The sequence below is a fragment of the Pseudomonas sp. NPDC047961 genome (genome assembly GCF_050272435.1).
In the GTDB taxonomy this organism is placed as follows: domain Bacteria; phylum Pseudomonadota; class Gammaproteobacteria; order Pseudomonadales; family Pseudomonadaceae; genus Stutzerimonas.
The window spans coordinates 542,145-557,087 of record NZ_JBNNMD010000001.1 but is presented as its reverse complement, the minus strand read 5'-3'; the positions used below and the strand labels follow the sequence as shown (position 1 = coordinate 557,087).

Genomic DNA, 14,943 nt, shown 5'->3' with positions numbered 1-14,943 from the left:
GCTACGTTCAATGTCAGTCCGTGCTAGCCTCCGATGCTGGCTTGTGCTATAAAACGCGCCGCTCTGCGGGACTACCTGCCGAGCCTGACCCCACACACGTGTCGACACGGTATCCTGGGTGCTCGCAAGAGTTGGATATCGGGACGCGTGGAGGCCTAACCCGACTTATCTGAGGAACTCTCATGTCTCAAGTCACTATGCGCGATATGCTGAAGGCCGGTGTGCACTTCGGCCACCAGACCCGTTACTGGAACCCGAAGATGAATAAGTACATCTTTGGCGCGCGTAACAAGATTCATATCATCAACCTTGAGAAAACCCTGCCGATGTTCAACGACGCGCTGCGTTTCGTTGAAAAACTGGCTGCAGGCAAAAACAAGATTCTGTTCGTTGGCACCAAGCGTTCCGCTGGCAAGATCGTTCGCGAAGAGGCTGCTCGTTGTGGCTCGCCGTACGTTGATCATCGCTGGTTGGGCGGCATGCTGACCAACTACAAGACCATTCGCGCCTCGATCAAGCGTCTGCGTGAGCTGGAAACACAAGCTCAGGACGGTACCTTCGAGAAGCTGACCAAGAAAGAGGCGCTGATGCGTACTCGCGATCTTGAGAAGCTGGATCGTAGCCTGGGCGGCATCAAGGACATGGGCGGTCTGCCGGACGCCATGTTCGTTGTTGACGTCGATCACGAGCGTATTGCTATTTCCGAAGCCAATAAGCTGGGTATTCCAGTTATCGGCATCGTTGATACCAACAGCAGCCCGGAAGGCGTCGATTACATCATTCCTGGTAATGACGATGCCATCCGCGCCGTGCAACTCTATCTGGGCTCTATGGCAGACGCAGTACTGCGTGGTCGTCAGACCAATGCTGGCGGTGCTGACGAGTTCGTTGAAGAAGCCCCTGTCGAGGCTGCTCAAGGCTGAGCGCACTTGTCGCCTAGCTGATACCCGTTGAACAGAAAGGGGGCTATGCCCCCTTTTTGCCACTTCCGAATTGATCGTCCGAATGATGGGCGATGATCGAAAATCGAATCGAGAGGATTTGCGAACATGGCAGAGATCACTGCAGCCCTGGTTAAAGAACTGCGCGAGCGGACTGGCCAAGGCATGATGGATTGCAAAAAGGCGCTCACCGCTGCTGGTGGCGACATCGAGAAAGCCATTGACGATATGCGTGCTGCGGGCGCCATCAAGGCAGCCAAGAAGGCCGGCAATATCGCTGCTGAAGGCGCGATCGCTGTTAAAGTGGCCGACGACAACACGCGCGCCGTGATTATCGAAGTCAACTCGCAGACCGACTTCCTGGCACTGCAGGACGACTTCAAGAATTTCGTCAATAGCAGTGTCGAAAAAGCCTTCGCCGAGAAGATGACTGATGCAGCGCCGCTGATTGCCGCTCAGGAAACTGATCGCGAGGCGCTGGTCGCCAAGTGCGGCGAGAACGTCAATATCCGTCGTTTGACCACCGTTGAGGCGGATCTGGTTGGCTCCTACCTGCACGGTCACCGTATCGGTGTTCTGGTTGCGCTGAAGGGGGGCAGTGTCGAGCTGGCCAAAGAAATCGCCATGCACGTCGCCGCCAGCAACCCTCAGTTCCTGGATCCGTCGCAGGTTTCTGAAGAAGCCGTTGCCAAGGAAAAAGAAATTTTCCTGGCGTTGAATGAAGACAAGATCAAAGGCAAGCCTGCCGAAATCGTCGAGAAGATGGTTGCCGGTCGCATCAGCAAGTTCCTTGCTGAAGCCAGTTTGGTCGAGCAGGCTTTCGTCAAGGATCCCGATGTCAAAGTTGGCGAGCTGGCGAAGAAGGCTGGTGCAGAGATCGTTTCCTTCGTTCGTTACGAAGTAGGCGAAGGCATCGAGCGCGCAGAGGTTGACTTCGCTGCCGAAGTTGCCGCTCAGGTCGCTGCTACCAAGCAATAAGACGCTCTGCTGTCCTCTAAGAGGCTGCCCGCTCACGCGTGCGGCCTCTTTGTCGGACTGGAGGATGGAAACGTTTTTTGCCAATGCGACAGTCACCGCTTGGCACCAATGCGAGACTGCGCTGTCATAGCGCAGACATTTTTCCCGGCTGCAGGCCAGCCTAGTCATACAAATGCCGCAGGAGAGACAACGCCAATGGCTCAGCAGATGAGTGCACGCAATCCTCGCTATAAACGCATTCTGCTCAAACTAAGCGGCGAGGCCCTAATGGGGTCGGAGGACTTTGGTATTGATCCCAAGGTGCTTGATCGTATGGCCTTGGAGGTTGGGCAGTTAGTCGGCATAGGCGTAGAAGTTGGCCTGGTCATTGGCGGCGGTAATCTTTTCCGTGGTGCCGCTCTGTCCGCCGCAGGCATGGATCGTGTGACTGGCGACCATATGGGTATGCTCGCTACGGTCATGAACTCCTTGGCCATGCGTGATGCCTTGGAGCGCTCGAACATCCCGGCATTGGTCATGTCGGCGATTTCAATGGTCGGGGTCACTGACCATTACGACCGCCGCAAGGCGATGCGTCACCTGAAGAGTGGCGAGGTGGTGATCTTCTCCGCCGGCACCGGCAATCCGTTCTTTACCACTGATTCGGCCGCCTGCCTGCGTGCCATCGAGATTCATGCAGATGTGGTGCTCAAGGCCACCAAGGTTGACGGCGTTTATACGGCCGACCCCTTCAAGGATCCGAATGCCGAGAAGTTCGAGCAGCTGACCTATGATGATGTGCTTGACCGCAAGCTGGGCGTCATGGACCTGACTGCCATTTGCCTATGCCGCGACCACAACATGCCGCTGCGGGTGTTCAACATGAACAAGCCCGGTGCCCTGCTCAATATTGTGCTTGGCGGCGCTGAAGGAACCCTGATCGAGGAGCAGTACCAATGATCAACGAGATTAAGCAAGACGCTCAAGAGCGCATGAAGAAAACCATGGAATCGCTGGGGCATGCGTTCGCCAAAATTCGTACCGGTCGCGCTCATCCGAGCATTCTAGATGGCGTTATGGTGTCGTATTACGGCAGCGATACGCCTCTGCGCCAGATTGCCAATGTCACGGCAGAAGACTCGCGCACTTTGGCCCTTACTGTCTTTGATAGAGGCATGATCCAGGCGGTAGAAAAGGCGATCATGACGTCAGATCTGGGCCTGAACCCCGCGACTGCCGGTACAACGATTCGCGTACCGATGCCTGCGCTTACTGAAGAGACCCGTAAGGGGTACACCAAGCAGGCACGCTCAGAGGCTGAAAACGCTCGTGTCGCCGTGCGCAACATTCGGCGCGATGCTATCGCCCAGCTCAAGGATCTGGTGAAGGAAAAGGAAATCAGTGAAGACGAGGAACGACGCGGTCAAGACGACGTTCAAAAGCTGACCGACAAGTACGTTGCGGAGATCGACAAGGCGCTTGAAGGTAAGGAAAACGATTTGATGGCTGTTTGATGTCGCTGTACCGGACTTCGTCCGTACTGCACACGTCGGAGTGCGTCGAGGCCGAAAGGCTCGTGGCGCGAGGGGCTAACCAGTCGTATCCCCGGAAATTGCCATTGGCGGTTTCTCCCATTGTTCGCAGCGTGATTGAGCGCAGGTAGAGTCGTTTCATGGATAAGGTCAGGCAGATTGCCGGACGGAATGTACCCCGTCATGTCGCAGTCATCATGGATGGTAACAATCGCTGGGCGAAGCGGCGTCTCTTGCCGGGCGTGGCCGGGCACAAGGCGGGCGTCGATGCGGTGCGAGCCGTTATAGAGGTTTGCGCCGAGGCGGGTGTTGAGGTGCTGACGCTGTTTGCCTTTTCCAGTGAGAATTGGCAGCGGCCGGCCGAGGAGGTTGGGGCGCTGATGGAGCTTTTCCTGAGCGCTCTACGCCGAGAAGCGCGCAAGCTCAACGAAAATGGCATCAGCTTGCGAATCATTGGCGATCGTTCACGCTTTCATCCGGAGCTGCAGACGGCGATGCTCGAAGCCGAGGAAATGACTGCGGGCTCCGGCCGTTTCGTGCTTCAGGTCGCCGCCAATTACGGCGGACAGTGGGACATTCTCCAGGCCGCACAGCGGTTGGCCCGCGAAGCGCAGGAAGGTCGACTCAATCCAGATGAAGTGACTCCCGCCCTTTTTCAGCGCTATCTGGCAACTGGCGACATGCCTCTGCCGGATCTCTGTATTCGCACCGGTGGTGAGCGACGCATCAGCAATTTCCTGTTATGGCAGTTGGCTTATGCTGAACTATATTTCTCGGACCTGTTCTGGCCCGATTTCAAGCACGATGCAATGCGTACAGCATTGGCCGATTTCGCCAAGCGTCAGCGACGTTTCGGCAAGACCGGTGACCAGGTAGAAATAGAGGTTCGAGCTGAATGCTGAAGCATCGCATCATCACGGCAGCCATCCTTCTTCCGATCGCACTGATTGGTTTTTTCCTTCTCGAAGGTCTCGCTTTTGCGCTGTTCATAGGCGTAGTCGTTGTGCTTGGGGGATGGGAATGGGCGCGTCTGGCGGGCTTTGAGGCTCAGCCGGTCAGGGTTCTTTATGCGATAGCGGTAGCTCTGCTGCTTGCGGGGCTCTATTTGGCTCCCGCCTTGGCGTCTTGGTTGCTTACGCTGAGCGTGATCTGGTGGCTGACTGCCACGGCGCTCGTCGTCAGTTATCCTCGGAGTCAGCGACACTGGGGTGGATCTATCGGCAGTCTGGTTATCGGATTGTTGATTCTATTGCCCGCCTGGCAGGGCCTGGTTTTGCTCAAGCAGTGGCCACAGGGCAATTGGCTTATCGTTGCAGTGATGGTCCTGGTGTGGGGGGCTGATATTGGTGCCTATGCGGCAGGCAAGACCTTTGGCCGTCGCAAGCTCGCTCCTCAGGTCAGCCCAGGCAAGAGTTGGGAGGGGATGATTGGCGGCTTGGTTACCAGCCTGCTAATCACATTGTTCGTTGGGCTTTATCAATCCTGGTCTGCGCGTGAGTTGGCGCTCGCTCTGTTAGGTGCAGCTCTGGTGGTGGTCATTTCCGTCGTTGGCGATTTGACCGAGAGCATGTTCAAGCGTAGCTCGGGTATTAAAGACAGCAGTCAGCTGCTTCCAGGGCATGGCGGCGTGATGGATCGTATCGACAGCTTGACCGCTGCGGTACCCGTGTTCACGGTCCTGCTGTGGCTGGCCGGCTGGGGTGCATGGTGAGTGGTCCGCTGCAGGTAACAATTCTTGGTGCGACCGGATCCATCGGCCTGAGCACGCTGGATGTGATAGCGCGTCATCCCGAGCGCTACCAAGCCTTTGCGCTCAGTGCATTCAGTCGCATTGCCGAATTGCGGGAGCTGTGCCGACGGCATCGGCCGCGTTATGCGGTGGTTGCCAATAGTGACCGGGCTCGTGTGTTGCAGGAGCAGCTCGACAGTGATGGCGTCAAAACGCGCGTGCTCGTGGGTGAGGGTGGTCTAAGCGAAGTTGCAGCGCATCCCGAGGTCGACGTGGTCATGGCGGCGATCGTTGGTGCCGCGGGCTTACGGCCGACGCTCTCCGCCGTCCAGGCCAGCAAGCGGGTCCTGTTGGCGAACAAAGAGGCGCTGGTAATGTCCGGTGCGTTGTTCATGCAGGCGCTGCGTGACAGCGAGGCGGTGCTGCTGCCCATCGATAGCGAGCACAATGCCATCTTCCAGTGTTTGCCTGGCAACTATGCGCGGGGCTTGAGTCGTGTCGGCGTCAGGCGAATTCTGCTTACGGCTTCCGGTGGGCCTTTCCGGCAACTACCTCTGGATCAGCTGTCTTCTGTAACTGCCGACCAGGCCTGTGCCCACCCCAACTGGTCCATGGGTCGCAAGATCTCCGTTGATTCAGCGAGCATGATGAACAAGGGGCTTGAGCTCATCGAGGCGTGCTGGCTGTTCGATGCGCGCCCGGAACAGGTAGAAGTTGTGATTCACCCGCAGAGCGTCATTCACTCGATGGTCGACTATGTCGATGGCTCGGTCTTGGCGCAACTGGGTAATCCCGACATGCGGACACCGATTGCGCATGCACTGGCCTGGCCGGAACGAATCGACTCAGGCGTATCGGCTTTGGACCTGTTGCAGGTAGGTCGTCTGGATTTCGAGGCCCCCGACCAGCACAGATTTCCTTGTCTTCGGATTGCCAGGCAGGCCGCGCAGGATGGCGGAACGGCGCCGGCGATGCTCAATGCTGCGAACGAGGTAGCCGTGGATGCGTTCCTCAATGGTCGCATTCGCTTCACTGAAATCGCGAGTATTATCGAGCATGTTCTCGATCTGGAAGCTTCGGTTCCGGCACGTTGCCTGGCAGATGTGCTGACTGCCGATGCCCAGGCCCGCAGGCTCGCTTCGCACTGGTTGCAAAGTCGCGATCGGTAGCGTTCGGTAGCGATCAAAAGTCCCAACTTGGCTGTAGCGCTCCGGCATGGACCGGGCTCGCAGCTGCTAAAAGACCTTTCGAGGCAGAGGAAATATGGGCGCGCTGTACATGATCATCGGTACCCTGGTGGCGCTGGGTGTACTGGTAACCTTCCACGAGTTCGGACATTTCTGGGTGGCTCGGCGTTGCGGCGTCAAGGTTCTGCGCTTCTCGGTAGGCTTCGGGCGGCCGCTGTTGCGCTGGCATGACCGCCAGGGTACCGAATTCGTTCTCGCCGCCATCCCCCTCGGTGGCTACGTCAAAATGCTCGACGAACGCGAGGGTGACGTGCCGCCCACTCTGCTGGGGCAGGCCTTCAACCGCAAAACCGTTAGGCAGCGCTTCGCCATTGTGTCGGCCGGGCCTTTGGCCAATTTTCTGCTTGCCCTGGTGTTCTTCTGGATCTTGGCGATGCTGGGTACGGAGCAAGTTCGTCCGGTCGTAGGCGCAGTAGAGATTGGCAGCCTTGCTGAGCGAGCCGGCTTGATGGCTGGGCAGGAAATCGTCGAGATTAACGGCAAGCCAACTGCAGGCTGGGCAGATGTCAATTTGCAGTTGATCAGGCGCCTTGGTGAGACCGGTTCGCTCGAAATGTTGGTGAGCGAGGTTGATGGAGGTCAGTCGCAGCGGTTACAGGTCGAGCTGAAGGACTGGCTTAAGGGGGCTGAGGAACCGGACCCGATCGGCTCGCTGGGTATTCGTCCCTGGCGTCCGGAAATTGCCCCGGTTGTCGCTCAGCTAGATCCCGAAGGGCCGGCGCAGGCAGCTGGCGTGCAGATTGGGGATCGATTGGTCAGCCTTGACGCCGAGGCGCTCACCGAATGGCAAGAAGTGATTGACGGTGTTAGGCCGCTGGGCGGGCAAGCGGTTTTGCTGGTGGTTGAGCGTAACGGTGAGCAGATCGAACTCCCTCTGACGCTGGCTGAACGTGGCGAAGGAGATGAGCGTCGGGGCTACCTTGGCGCCGGCGTCGCGGGTGGAGAATGGCCGCCTGAAATGCTGCGGCAGGTCAGCCACGGTCCTGTCGAAGCTGTCGGGGAAGGGCTTCGTCGCACATGGACGATGAGTGTTCTGACTCTGGATTCGCTTAAGAAAATGCTCTTCGGGGAGCTCTCGGTAAAAAACTTGAGCGGCCCGATAACCATTGCTAAAGTGGCGGGCGCTTCTGCACAGTCGGGCGTGGGCGACTTCTTGAATTTCCTCGCCTACCTGAGCATAAGCCTTGGGGTACTCAATCTATTGCCTATCCCCGTCCTGGATGGAGGCCATCTGCTCTTCTACCTGGTCGAGTGGGTCCGTGGACGTCCCTTGTCGGACAGGGTCCAGGGCTGGGGAGTACAGATCGGTATCAGCCTGGTTGTTGGGGTGATGCTGCTTGCGCTGGTCAACGACCTTGGCCGCCTTTAATCGCCATATACCTTGATGTCGCCGCGCCACGCGCAGGTTCAATTATCAGGTTTGAAAAGAAAGGACTTCATGAAACGTCTGCTGCTACCTGCGGTAATTTCCGCACTGATGATTGCCGAAGTTCACGCCGAGTCCTTCACTATTTCCGATATACGCGTTAACGGTCTGCAGCGTGTCTCTGCTGGCAGCGTCTTTGGCGCGTTGCCGTTGAACGTCGGTCAGGCAGCTGACGACAGTCGCCTGGTCGATGCTACCCGCGCGCTGTTTCGTACCGGCTTTTTTGAAGACATCCAGCTCGGCCGTGAGGGCGATGTACTGGTCATCAACGTGGTCGAGCGCCCTTCAATCTCCGGCATCGAGATCGACGGCAACAAGGCGATCAAGACTGAAGACTTGCTTTCCGGCCTGCAGCAGTCGGGCCTGGCAGAAGGTGAAATCTTCCAGCGCGCCACGCTCGAGGGCGTGCGCAACGAGCTGCAGCGTCAATATGTTGCGCAGGGGCGCTACTCGGCTACGATCGAAACTGAAGTCGTCCCGCGGCCTCGCAACCGCGTCGCGCTGAAAATAGATATTAACGAAGGCTCCGTTGCGGCGATTAAGCACATCAACGTTGTCGGCAATTCCGTATTCCCCGACGAAGATCTCACCGATCTGTTCGAGCTGAAGACCAGCAACTGGTTGTCGTTCTTCCGCAACGACGACAAGTATGCCCGGGAGAAGCTTTCCGGTGACCTTGAACGTCTGCGCTCTTATTACTTGGATCGCGGCTATATCAACATGGACATCACCTCTACTCAGGTGTCCATTACGCCGGACAAGAAAGACGTCTACATCACGGTAAATATCGCTGAAGGTGATCGTTACACCGTCAGTGACGTCAAGCTGAGCGGCGATTTGAAAGTGCCGCAGGAAGAGCTGCAATCTTTGCTGTTGGCGAAGGAGGGTCAGGTTTTCTCGCGCAAAGTCATGACCACTACCTCAGAGCTGATTACGCGTCGCTTGGGCAATGAGGGCTACACCTTCGCCAACGTCAATGGCGTGCCGGAAACCAACGACGAGAACAATACTGTCTCGATCACCTTCGTTGTCGATCCAGGCAAGCGCGCCTATGTCAATCGCATCAATTTCCGCGGCAACACCAAGACCGAAGACGAAGTGCTGCGCCGCGAGATGCGCCAGATGGAAGGCGGCTGGGCGTCGACCTATCTAATTGATCAATCCAAAACCCGTCTCGAAAGGTTGGGTTTCTTCAAGGAAGTGAACGTCGAAACGCCCCAGGTCCCGGGTACCGACGACCAGATCGACGTGAATTACAGCGTTGAAGAGCAGCCGTCTGGCTCGATCATGGCGAGCATCGGATTTGCGCAGAATGCGGGTCTGATTCTCGGTGGTTCAATCAGCCAGAACAACTTCCTGGGCACCGGTAACCGTGTCAGCCTCGGGTTGACCCGCAGCGAATACCAGTCGCGTTACAACTTCGGGTTCGTCGATCCCTACTGGACCGAAGACGGTGTCAGCCTCGGTTATAACGCCTTCTATCGAACCACCGATTACGACGAGCTGGACTACGACGTGTCTAGCTACTCGGTCGACAGCCTAGGCGGCGGTGTGAATATCGGCTATCCGATCAGCGAGACTTCGCGGTTGTCGTTTGGTCTATCCGCGCAACAGGACACGATTGATAGCGGACGGTACACGGTCGATGAAATTTTCGATTTTATCGAGCAAGAAGGCGACAGCTACCTCAACTTCAAGGCCTCAGTCGGTTGGTCTGAGTCGACGTTGAACCGCGGGGTTCTTGCAACGCGCGGACATTCGCAAAGCCTTTCGCTGGAAACGACTATTCCAGGCAGTGATCTGTCGTTTTATAAACTCGACTACAACGCTCAGCTGTTCGTGCCGGTTACCAAGACCTACACCATGAGGCTGCATACGCAGTTGGGTTATGGGGATGCCTATGGCTCGACCTCACGGCTGCCGTTCTACGAGCACTACTATGCTGGTGGTTTCAACTCGGTTCGTGGCTTCGAAGACAGCAGTCTCGGTCCGCGCAGCACACCGAGCCTTGGCGAGCCTGTAACCGGGAATGAGGGCACCATTGCCGATCCTGATCAGGATGCGCTGCCCTACGGTGGTAACGTGCTGATCCAGGGCGGAATGGAGCTGCTGTTTCCGATGCCGTTCGTCAAGGATCAGCGCTCGTTGCGCACCTCAGTGTTCTGGGACGTGGGTAACGTCTACGATACAAATTGCCCGTCGGGCTCGGCTAAGTGCAGCGACATCGATATCGGGGACATGGCCAGTTCGGTCGGTGTCGGTCTGACCTGGATCACTGCCATGGGCCCGTTGAGTTTCAGTCTGGCGATGCCCGTAATGAAGCCGGACGAAGCAGATACCCAGGTCTTCCAGTTCTCGCTGGGCCAAACCTTTTAATCATCTGGAGCCCTGCTCCAGCGCATTCCTGAAGAGTGGTATATACCGTGCGTAAGTTGACCCAATTGCTTGTTATTGCCGCTGCTCTAGTGGCGACCCCTGCGTTTGCCGAAATGAAAATAGCGGTGATGAATTATCAGATGGCTCTGCTCGAATCGGACGGAGCCAAACGCTACTCGGTCGACGCAGAGAAGAAGTTCGGCCCACAGCTGGAGAAGCTCAAAGGGCTGGAGAGCGACGCCAAGCGCATTCAGGACCGCCTGGGCAAAGACGGCGATAAGATGCAGCAGGCTGAGCGTGAGCGCCTTGAGCTTGAATTCAAGCAGAAGGCTCGCGACTTTCAGTTTCTTTCAAAGGAGCTGAACGAGTCTAAGGCCTCCGCCGATCGTGACATGCTCAAGCAGCTCAAGCCAAAGCTAGACAAGGCTGTCGAAGAAGTTATCAAGAAGGGCGATTTCGACTTGGTGTTGGAGCGCGGCGCGGTGGTGGATGTCAAGCCACAGTACGACATCACCCGCCAGGTCATTGAGCGCATGAATCAGCTGCGCTGATGAGCGGAGTAGCCTATTCACTAGGCGATCTAGTCGAAAGACTAGGGGCCGAGCTGCGCGGCGATGGCTCGCTGCAAGTGTCAGGTCTGGCGACTTTGCAGGACGCCGGTCCTGAGCATTTGAGTTTCCTTGCCAACGCGCGATACCGGAAATTTTTGCCCACGACGAGGGCTGGAGGCGTGCTGCTTACCGCCAAGGATGCCGAAGGCTACGCGGGTACCGCTTTGGTTGTCGCCAGCCCGTATCTCGCCTATGCGCGTATCTCGCATTTGTTCGAGAGCCGGCCTCGAGCGGCCACCGGTATTCATGCCACCGCAGTAGTGGATCCCAGCGCTGTGGTTGATCCCTCAGCGCGTATCGGTGCTCAAGTAGTGATTGAAGCAGGAGCCTGGGTTGGCCCCGATGTGGAGATTGGCGCCCAGTCCGTGATCGGCGCGCGAAGCCGCATCGGCGCAGGGGGGCGACTCGCTGCTCGAGTCACCATTTGCCATGACGTGATCATTGGCGATCGCGTGGTTATTCAGCCCGGTGCGGTGATCGGTGGTGAGGGGTTCGGCTTCGCCAATGAACAAGGGAGTTGGGAGAAGATTGCTCAGCTCGGTGGTGTGCGTATTGGTAATGATGTCGAGATTGGCGCCAATACCACCATCGACCGTGGTGCCATATCGGATACGGTTATAGGAAATGGCGTCAAGCTGGATAACCAGATCATGATCGCGCACAACGTACAGATCGGCGATAACACTGCCATGGCAGGGTGTTCCGGCATTTCCGGGAGCACCAAAATCGGTCGCAACTGTATGATCGCTGGCGGCGCCGGGCTGGTTGGGCATATCGAAGTCTGCGATAACGTGTTCATAACCGGCATGACCATGGTCACCCGCTCGATCACCGAGCCGGGAAGTTATTCCTCGGGGACGGCCATGCAGACCGCCGCGGAATGGCGCAAAAGTGCTGCCCGGATTCGTCATCTCGACGACATGGCGCGCCGCCTGCAGCAAGTAGAAAAACGCCTGGCCTCCGTGACCCCGCGCGGGGATGCGTCTTCTGATGGCTGACCCCACCGTCTGATCGCTCCTGTCAGAAGGCATTTGCCAGCGGGTCGCGCCGCCATATGGCTGCGCAGACTCCCAATCTCCTTACGGGCTTTTTCTTCATATGATGGATATCAACGAGATACGCGAATACCTTCCCCACCGATACCCCTTTCTACTGGTTGACCGGGTGGTGGAGCTCGACACGGACGCCAAGCGTATTCGTGGCTACAAGAACGTCACCATCAACGAACCCTTCTTCAACGGTCACTTCCCGCAACATCCAATCATGCCGGGTGTATTGATCATTGAAGCGATGGCGCAAGCTGCAGGACTACTTGGTTTCAAGATGATGGGTGCGAAGCCAGCCGATGGCACGCTTTACTTCTTCGTTGGCTCGGACAAGCTGCGCTTCCGCCAACCAGTCGTGCCGGGCGATCAGTTGACCCTCGAGGCATCTTTCATCAGCGCCAAGCGCGGAATCTGGAAGTTCGATTGCCGCGCCAGTGTTGATGGTAAGCCGGTATGCTCGGCCGAAATCATTTGTGCGGAACAGAAGATATGAGTTTGGTCGACCCTCGCGCCATCGTCGACCCTGCGGCCCGGCTGGGGGATAACGTTCAGGTCGGCCCATGGTCGATAATCGGCCCGGATGTCGAAATAGGCGAGGGAACAGTGATCGCGTCTCACGTGGTCATTAAAGGGCCGACCCGTATTGGCCGGCACAATCGAATCTTCCAGTTTTCTTCGGTGGGTGAAGACACGCCCGACCTCAAATACAAGGGCGAGCCAACGCGCCTTGTGATCGGTGACCACAACGTGATCCGGGAGGGGGTAACCATTCACCGCGGCACTGTTCAGGATCGAGGCGAGACCACGCTCGGCAACCACAACCTGATCATGGCCTATGCCCACATCGGTCATGACAGTGTGATCGCCAATCATTGCATCCTGGTCAACAACACGGCGCTGGCCGGTCATGTGCATGTTGGTGACTGGGCGATTCTGTCCGGATACACGCTGGTGCACCAGTATTGCCACATCGGTGCGTACAGCTTTTCCGGCATGGGCACCGCAATAGGCAAGGACGTTCCTGCGTTTGTGACGGTATTCGGCAACCCGGCCGAGGCGCGCAGCATGAACTTCGAGGGCATGCGTCGCCGTGGTTTCTCCGAAGAAACTATTTTGGCGCTGCGCAACGCCTACAAAGTCGTCTATCGCAAGGGGCTGACAGTCGAGGCTGCGCTCGCTGTGCTCGCCGCCGATGCCCAGGCTTTCCCAGAGGTAGCGCTCTTCCGAGACTCCATACAAGCCTCAAACCGCGGCATCACGCGCTGATATGTCCAGGCCGTTGACCGTTGCACTCGTGGCTGGCGAAGCGTCCGGCGACATCCTTGGTGCAGGTTTGATGCAGGCGCTCAAGGCGCAGCACGCGAACGTCGAATTCATCGGTGTAGGCGGGCCCCGAATGGAGGCGCAGGGCCTCGAATCCTATTTCCCGCAAGAGCGCCTGGCTGTGATGGGGCTGGTGGAGGTGCTCGGTCGCCTACCGGAGCTGCTGAGACGCCGCAAGCGACTGCTCCAGACGTTGTTGGGTGTGCGCCCCGATGTATTCATTGGCATCGATGCGCCGGATTTCAATCTGGACTTGGCGCTAAAGCTGCGGCGTGCGGGGATCAAGACTGTGCATTACGTCAGTCCGTCGGTCTGGGCATGGCGACAGAAGCGCGTGCTGAAAATCCGAGACGCCTGCGATCTGATGCTTACGCTGTTTCCCTTCGAGGCGAAGTTCTACGACGCACACCAGGTGGCGGTGCGTTTTGTGGGCCACCCTCTGGCTGACACCATCCCGTTAGTCTCTGATCGAGCCGCGGCGCGGACAACATTGGGCCTGCCGCAGGAAGGGCTGATTGTGGCCCTGATGCCCGGCAGTCGGGGCGGCGAGGTCGGGCGTCTTGGTGAACTCTTCCTGGCTGCAGCTGACAGTCTACGCTCGATGCGGCCGGGGATCCGTTTCGTGGTGCCCTGTGCCAGTCCCGAGCGGCGTGCTCAACTGGAGCAGATGCTAATAGGGCGGGACCTTCCGTTGACACTGCTTGATGGCCGTTCCCACGAGGCGTTGGCCGCCTGCAATGCGGTACTGATTGCTTCCGGCACCGCGACGCTCGAAGCCTTGCTGTACAAACGTCCCATGGTGGTGGCTTACAGCGTTTCGCCGCTGACGTTTCGAATTCTCAAGCGCCTGGTGAAGAGCCCCTACGTAGCCTTACCCAATTTGCTGGCCCAGCGTCTTCTGGTTCCGGAGTTGCTTCAGGATGCCGCGACTCCCGATGCAATGGCGCAGCTGTTGTCGCCATTGCTGGATAACGGTGACAGCCAGACCGAGGGGTTTGATGCCATTCACCGTACGCTGCGCTGCGATGCCTCGAGCCAGGCAGCCGATGCGGTGCTCGAACTGTTAGGCGCGCGCTAATGCAGATCGGGTTGGATTTCAATCTGGTAGAAGAGCTCGTTGCAGGCGTCGACGAGGTTGGCCGTGGGCCGCTGTGCGGGCCAGTGGTGACCGCGGCAGTGATTCTTGACCCATTGCGACCGATCAGGGGCCTGAACGACTCGAAGAAGCTCACTGAGGCACGCCGCGAGGCGCTATTCGACGAGATCTGCCAGAAAGCGATCGCCTGGTGTATTGCCCGCGCCGAGGTGCATGAAATCGATCAGCTGAACATCCTGCACGCCACTATGCTGGCGATGCAGCGGGCGGTCGAAGGGCTGAGCGTGACTCCTCGACTGGCCTTGATCGACGGCAATCGATGCCCTCAGCTTGCGGTGCCGAGCGCACCCGTCATACAGGGTGATGCTCAGGTGCCCGCCATTGCCGCTGCATCGATTCTGGCCAAGGTCAGCCGAGATCGCGAAATGTGTGCGCTGGACTTGTGTTATCCAGGCTATGGGCTTTCCGCACACAAGGGCTACCCGACGCCGAACCATCTCGAAGCCTTGCAACGGCTCGGTCCGACCATCATCCACCGCCGGTCCTTCGCGCCAGTGCGCAACCTGCTGGAACAACGCGGTGCGCTGGGCGGAAGCGTGATCATCGAAACGGTCGGCGCCCCTGCCAGCCTGCTGGGCTGAATTTCCGCCCGGAGCATC

At 57.9% G+C, this 14,943-nt stretch carries 15 protein-coding genes; all 15 read left to right on the top strand.

The window, feature by feature from the left end; translation table 11 throughout:
• The first annotated feature begins 182 nt into the window (after window positions 1-182).
• The 15 genes from rpsB (at window position 183) to rnhB (ending at window position 14,925) form a co-directional block, all read left to right on the top strand.
• Window positions 183-923 (top strand): 30S ribosomal protein S2, encoded by a 741-nt coding sequence (gene rpsB / locus ACQKIK_RS02630; RefSeq protein ID WP_046162041.1) that lies wholly within the window; start codon window positions 183-185, stop codon window positions 921-923.
• Window positions 924-1,049: 126 nt separating this feature from the next.
• Window positions 1,050-1,919 carry a translation elongation factor Ts gene (tsf, locus tag ACQKIK_RS02625; protein ID WP_045429016.1) on the top strand — a complete coding sequence of 290 codons (870 nt, stop codon included), beginning with the start codon at window positions 1,050-1,052 and terminating at the stop codon, window positions 1,917-1,919.
• A 195-nt stretch (window positions 1,920-2,114) separates the two neighbouring features.
• A complete protein-coding gene (pyrH, locus tag ACQKIK_RS02620) occupies window positions 2,115-2,858 on the top strand; it encodes a UMP kinase (protein ID WP_045429014.1) in 744 nt (247 codons plus the stop codon).
• A complete protein-coding gene (gene frr, locus ACQKIK_RS02615; RefSeq protein WP_499134627.1) occupies window positions 2,855-3,412 on the top strand; it encodes a ribosome recycling factor in 558 nt (185 codons plus the stop codon). Before pyrH ends, frr begins: the two co-directional genes overlap by 4 nt.
• Window positions 3,413-3,570: 158 nt before the next feature.
• Window positions 3,571-4,332: a polyprenyl diphosphate synthase gene (gene uppS, locus ACQKIK_RS02610; protein WP_045429011.1), complete on the top strand. Its 762-nt coding sequence runs from the start codon at window positions 3,571-3,573 to the stop codon at window positions 4,330-4,332.
• Window positions 4,326-5,141, top strand: coding sequence for a phosphatidate cytidylyltransferase (locus ACQKIK_RS02605; RefSeq protein ID WP_241530525.1), 816 nt, complete (start codon window positions 4,326-4,328; stop codon window positions 5,139-5,141). Before uppS ends, ACQKIK_RS02605 begins: the two co-directional genes overlap by 7 nt.
• Entirely contained in the window at window positions 5,135-6,328 is a 1,194-nt protein-coding gene (ispC, locus tag ACQKIK_RS02600) for a 1-deoxy-D-xylulose-5-phosphate reductoisomerase (RefSeq protein WP_241530526.1), read from the top strand. Before ACQKIK_RS02605 ends, ispC begins: the two co-directional genes overlap by 7 nt.
• 94 nt (window positions 6,329-6,422) lie before the next feature.
• A complete protein-coding gene (gene rseP, locus ACQKIK_RS02595; RefSeq protein WP_241530527.1) occupies window positions 6,423-7,775 on the top strand; it encodes an RIP metalloprotease RseP in 1,353 nt (450 codons plus the stop codon).
• A 69-nt stretch (window positions 7,776-7,844) separates the two neighbouring features.
• On the top strand, window positions 7,845-10,208 hold the full coding sequence (bamA, locus tag ACQKIK_RS02590) for an outer membrane protein assembly factor BamA (protein ID WP_241530528.1): 2,364 nt from the start codon (window positions 7,845-7,847) through the stop codon (window positions 10,206-10,208).
• A gap of 47 nt (window positions 10,209-10,255) precedes the next feature.
• Window positions 10,256-10,759: an OmpH/Skp family outer membrane protein gene (locus ACQKIK_RS02585; RefSeq protein ID WP_045432037.1), complete on the top strand. Its 504-nt coding sequence runs from the start codon at window positions 10,256-10,258 to the stop codon at window positions 10,757-10,759.
• The gene (lpxD, locus tag ACQKIK_RS02580; protein ID WP_499135182.1) at window positions 10,756-11,817 is read left to right on the top strand and encodes a UDP-3-O-(3-hydroxymyristoyl)glucosamine N-acyltransferase; all 1,062 of its coding nucleotides are present in this window, start codon (window positions 10,756-10,758) and stop codon (window positions 11,815-11,817) included. Before ACQKIK_RS02585 ends, lpxD begins: the two co-directional genes overlap by 4 nt.
• Window positions 11,818-11,917: 100 nt before the next feature.
• Entirely contained in the window at window positions 11,918-12,358 is a 441-nt protein-coding gene (fabZ, locus tag ACQKIK_RS02575) for a 3-hydroxyacyl-ACP dehydratase FabZ (protein WP_019342391.1), read from the top strand.
• Window positions 12,355-13,131, top strand: coding sequence for an acyl-ACP--UDP-N-acetylglucosamine O-acyltransferase (gene lpxA / locus ACQKIK_RS02570; protein WP_045429000.1), 777 nt, complete (start codon window positions 12,355-12,357; stop codon window positions 13,129-13,131). The genes fabZ and lpxA overlap by 4 nt, the downstream gene beginning before the upstream one ends.
• Window position 13,132: 1 nt before the next feature.
• A complete protein-coding gene (gene lpxB, locus ACQKIK_RS02565) occupies window positions 13,133-14,266 on the top strand; it encodes a lipid-A-disaccharide synthase (RefSeq protein WP_499134624.1) in 1,134 nt (377 codons plus the stop codon).
• Entirely contained in the window at window positions 14,266-14,925 is a 660-nt protein-coding gene (gene rnhB, locus ACQKIK_RS02560; protein WP_045428996.1) for a ribonuclease HII, read from the top strand. Before lpxB ends, rnhB begins: the two co-directional genes overlap by 1 nt.
• The last annotated feature ends 18 nt before the right edge of the window (window positions 14,926-14,943 follow it).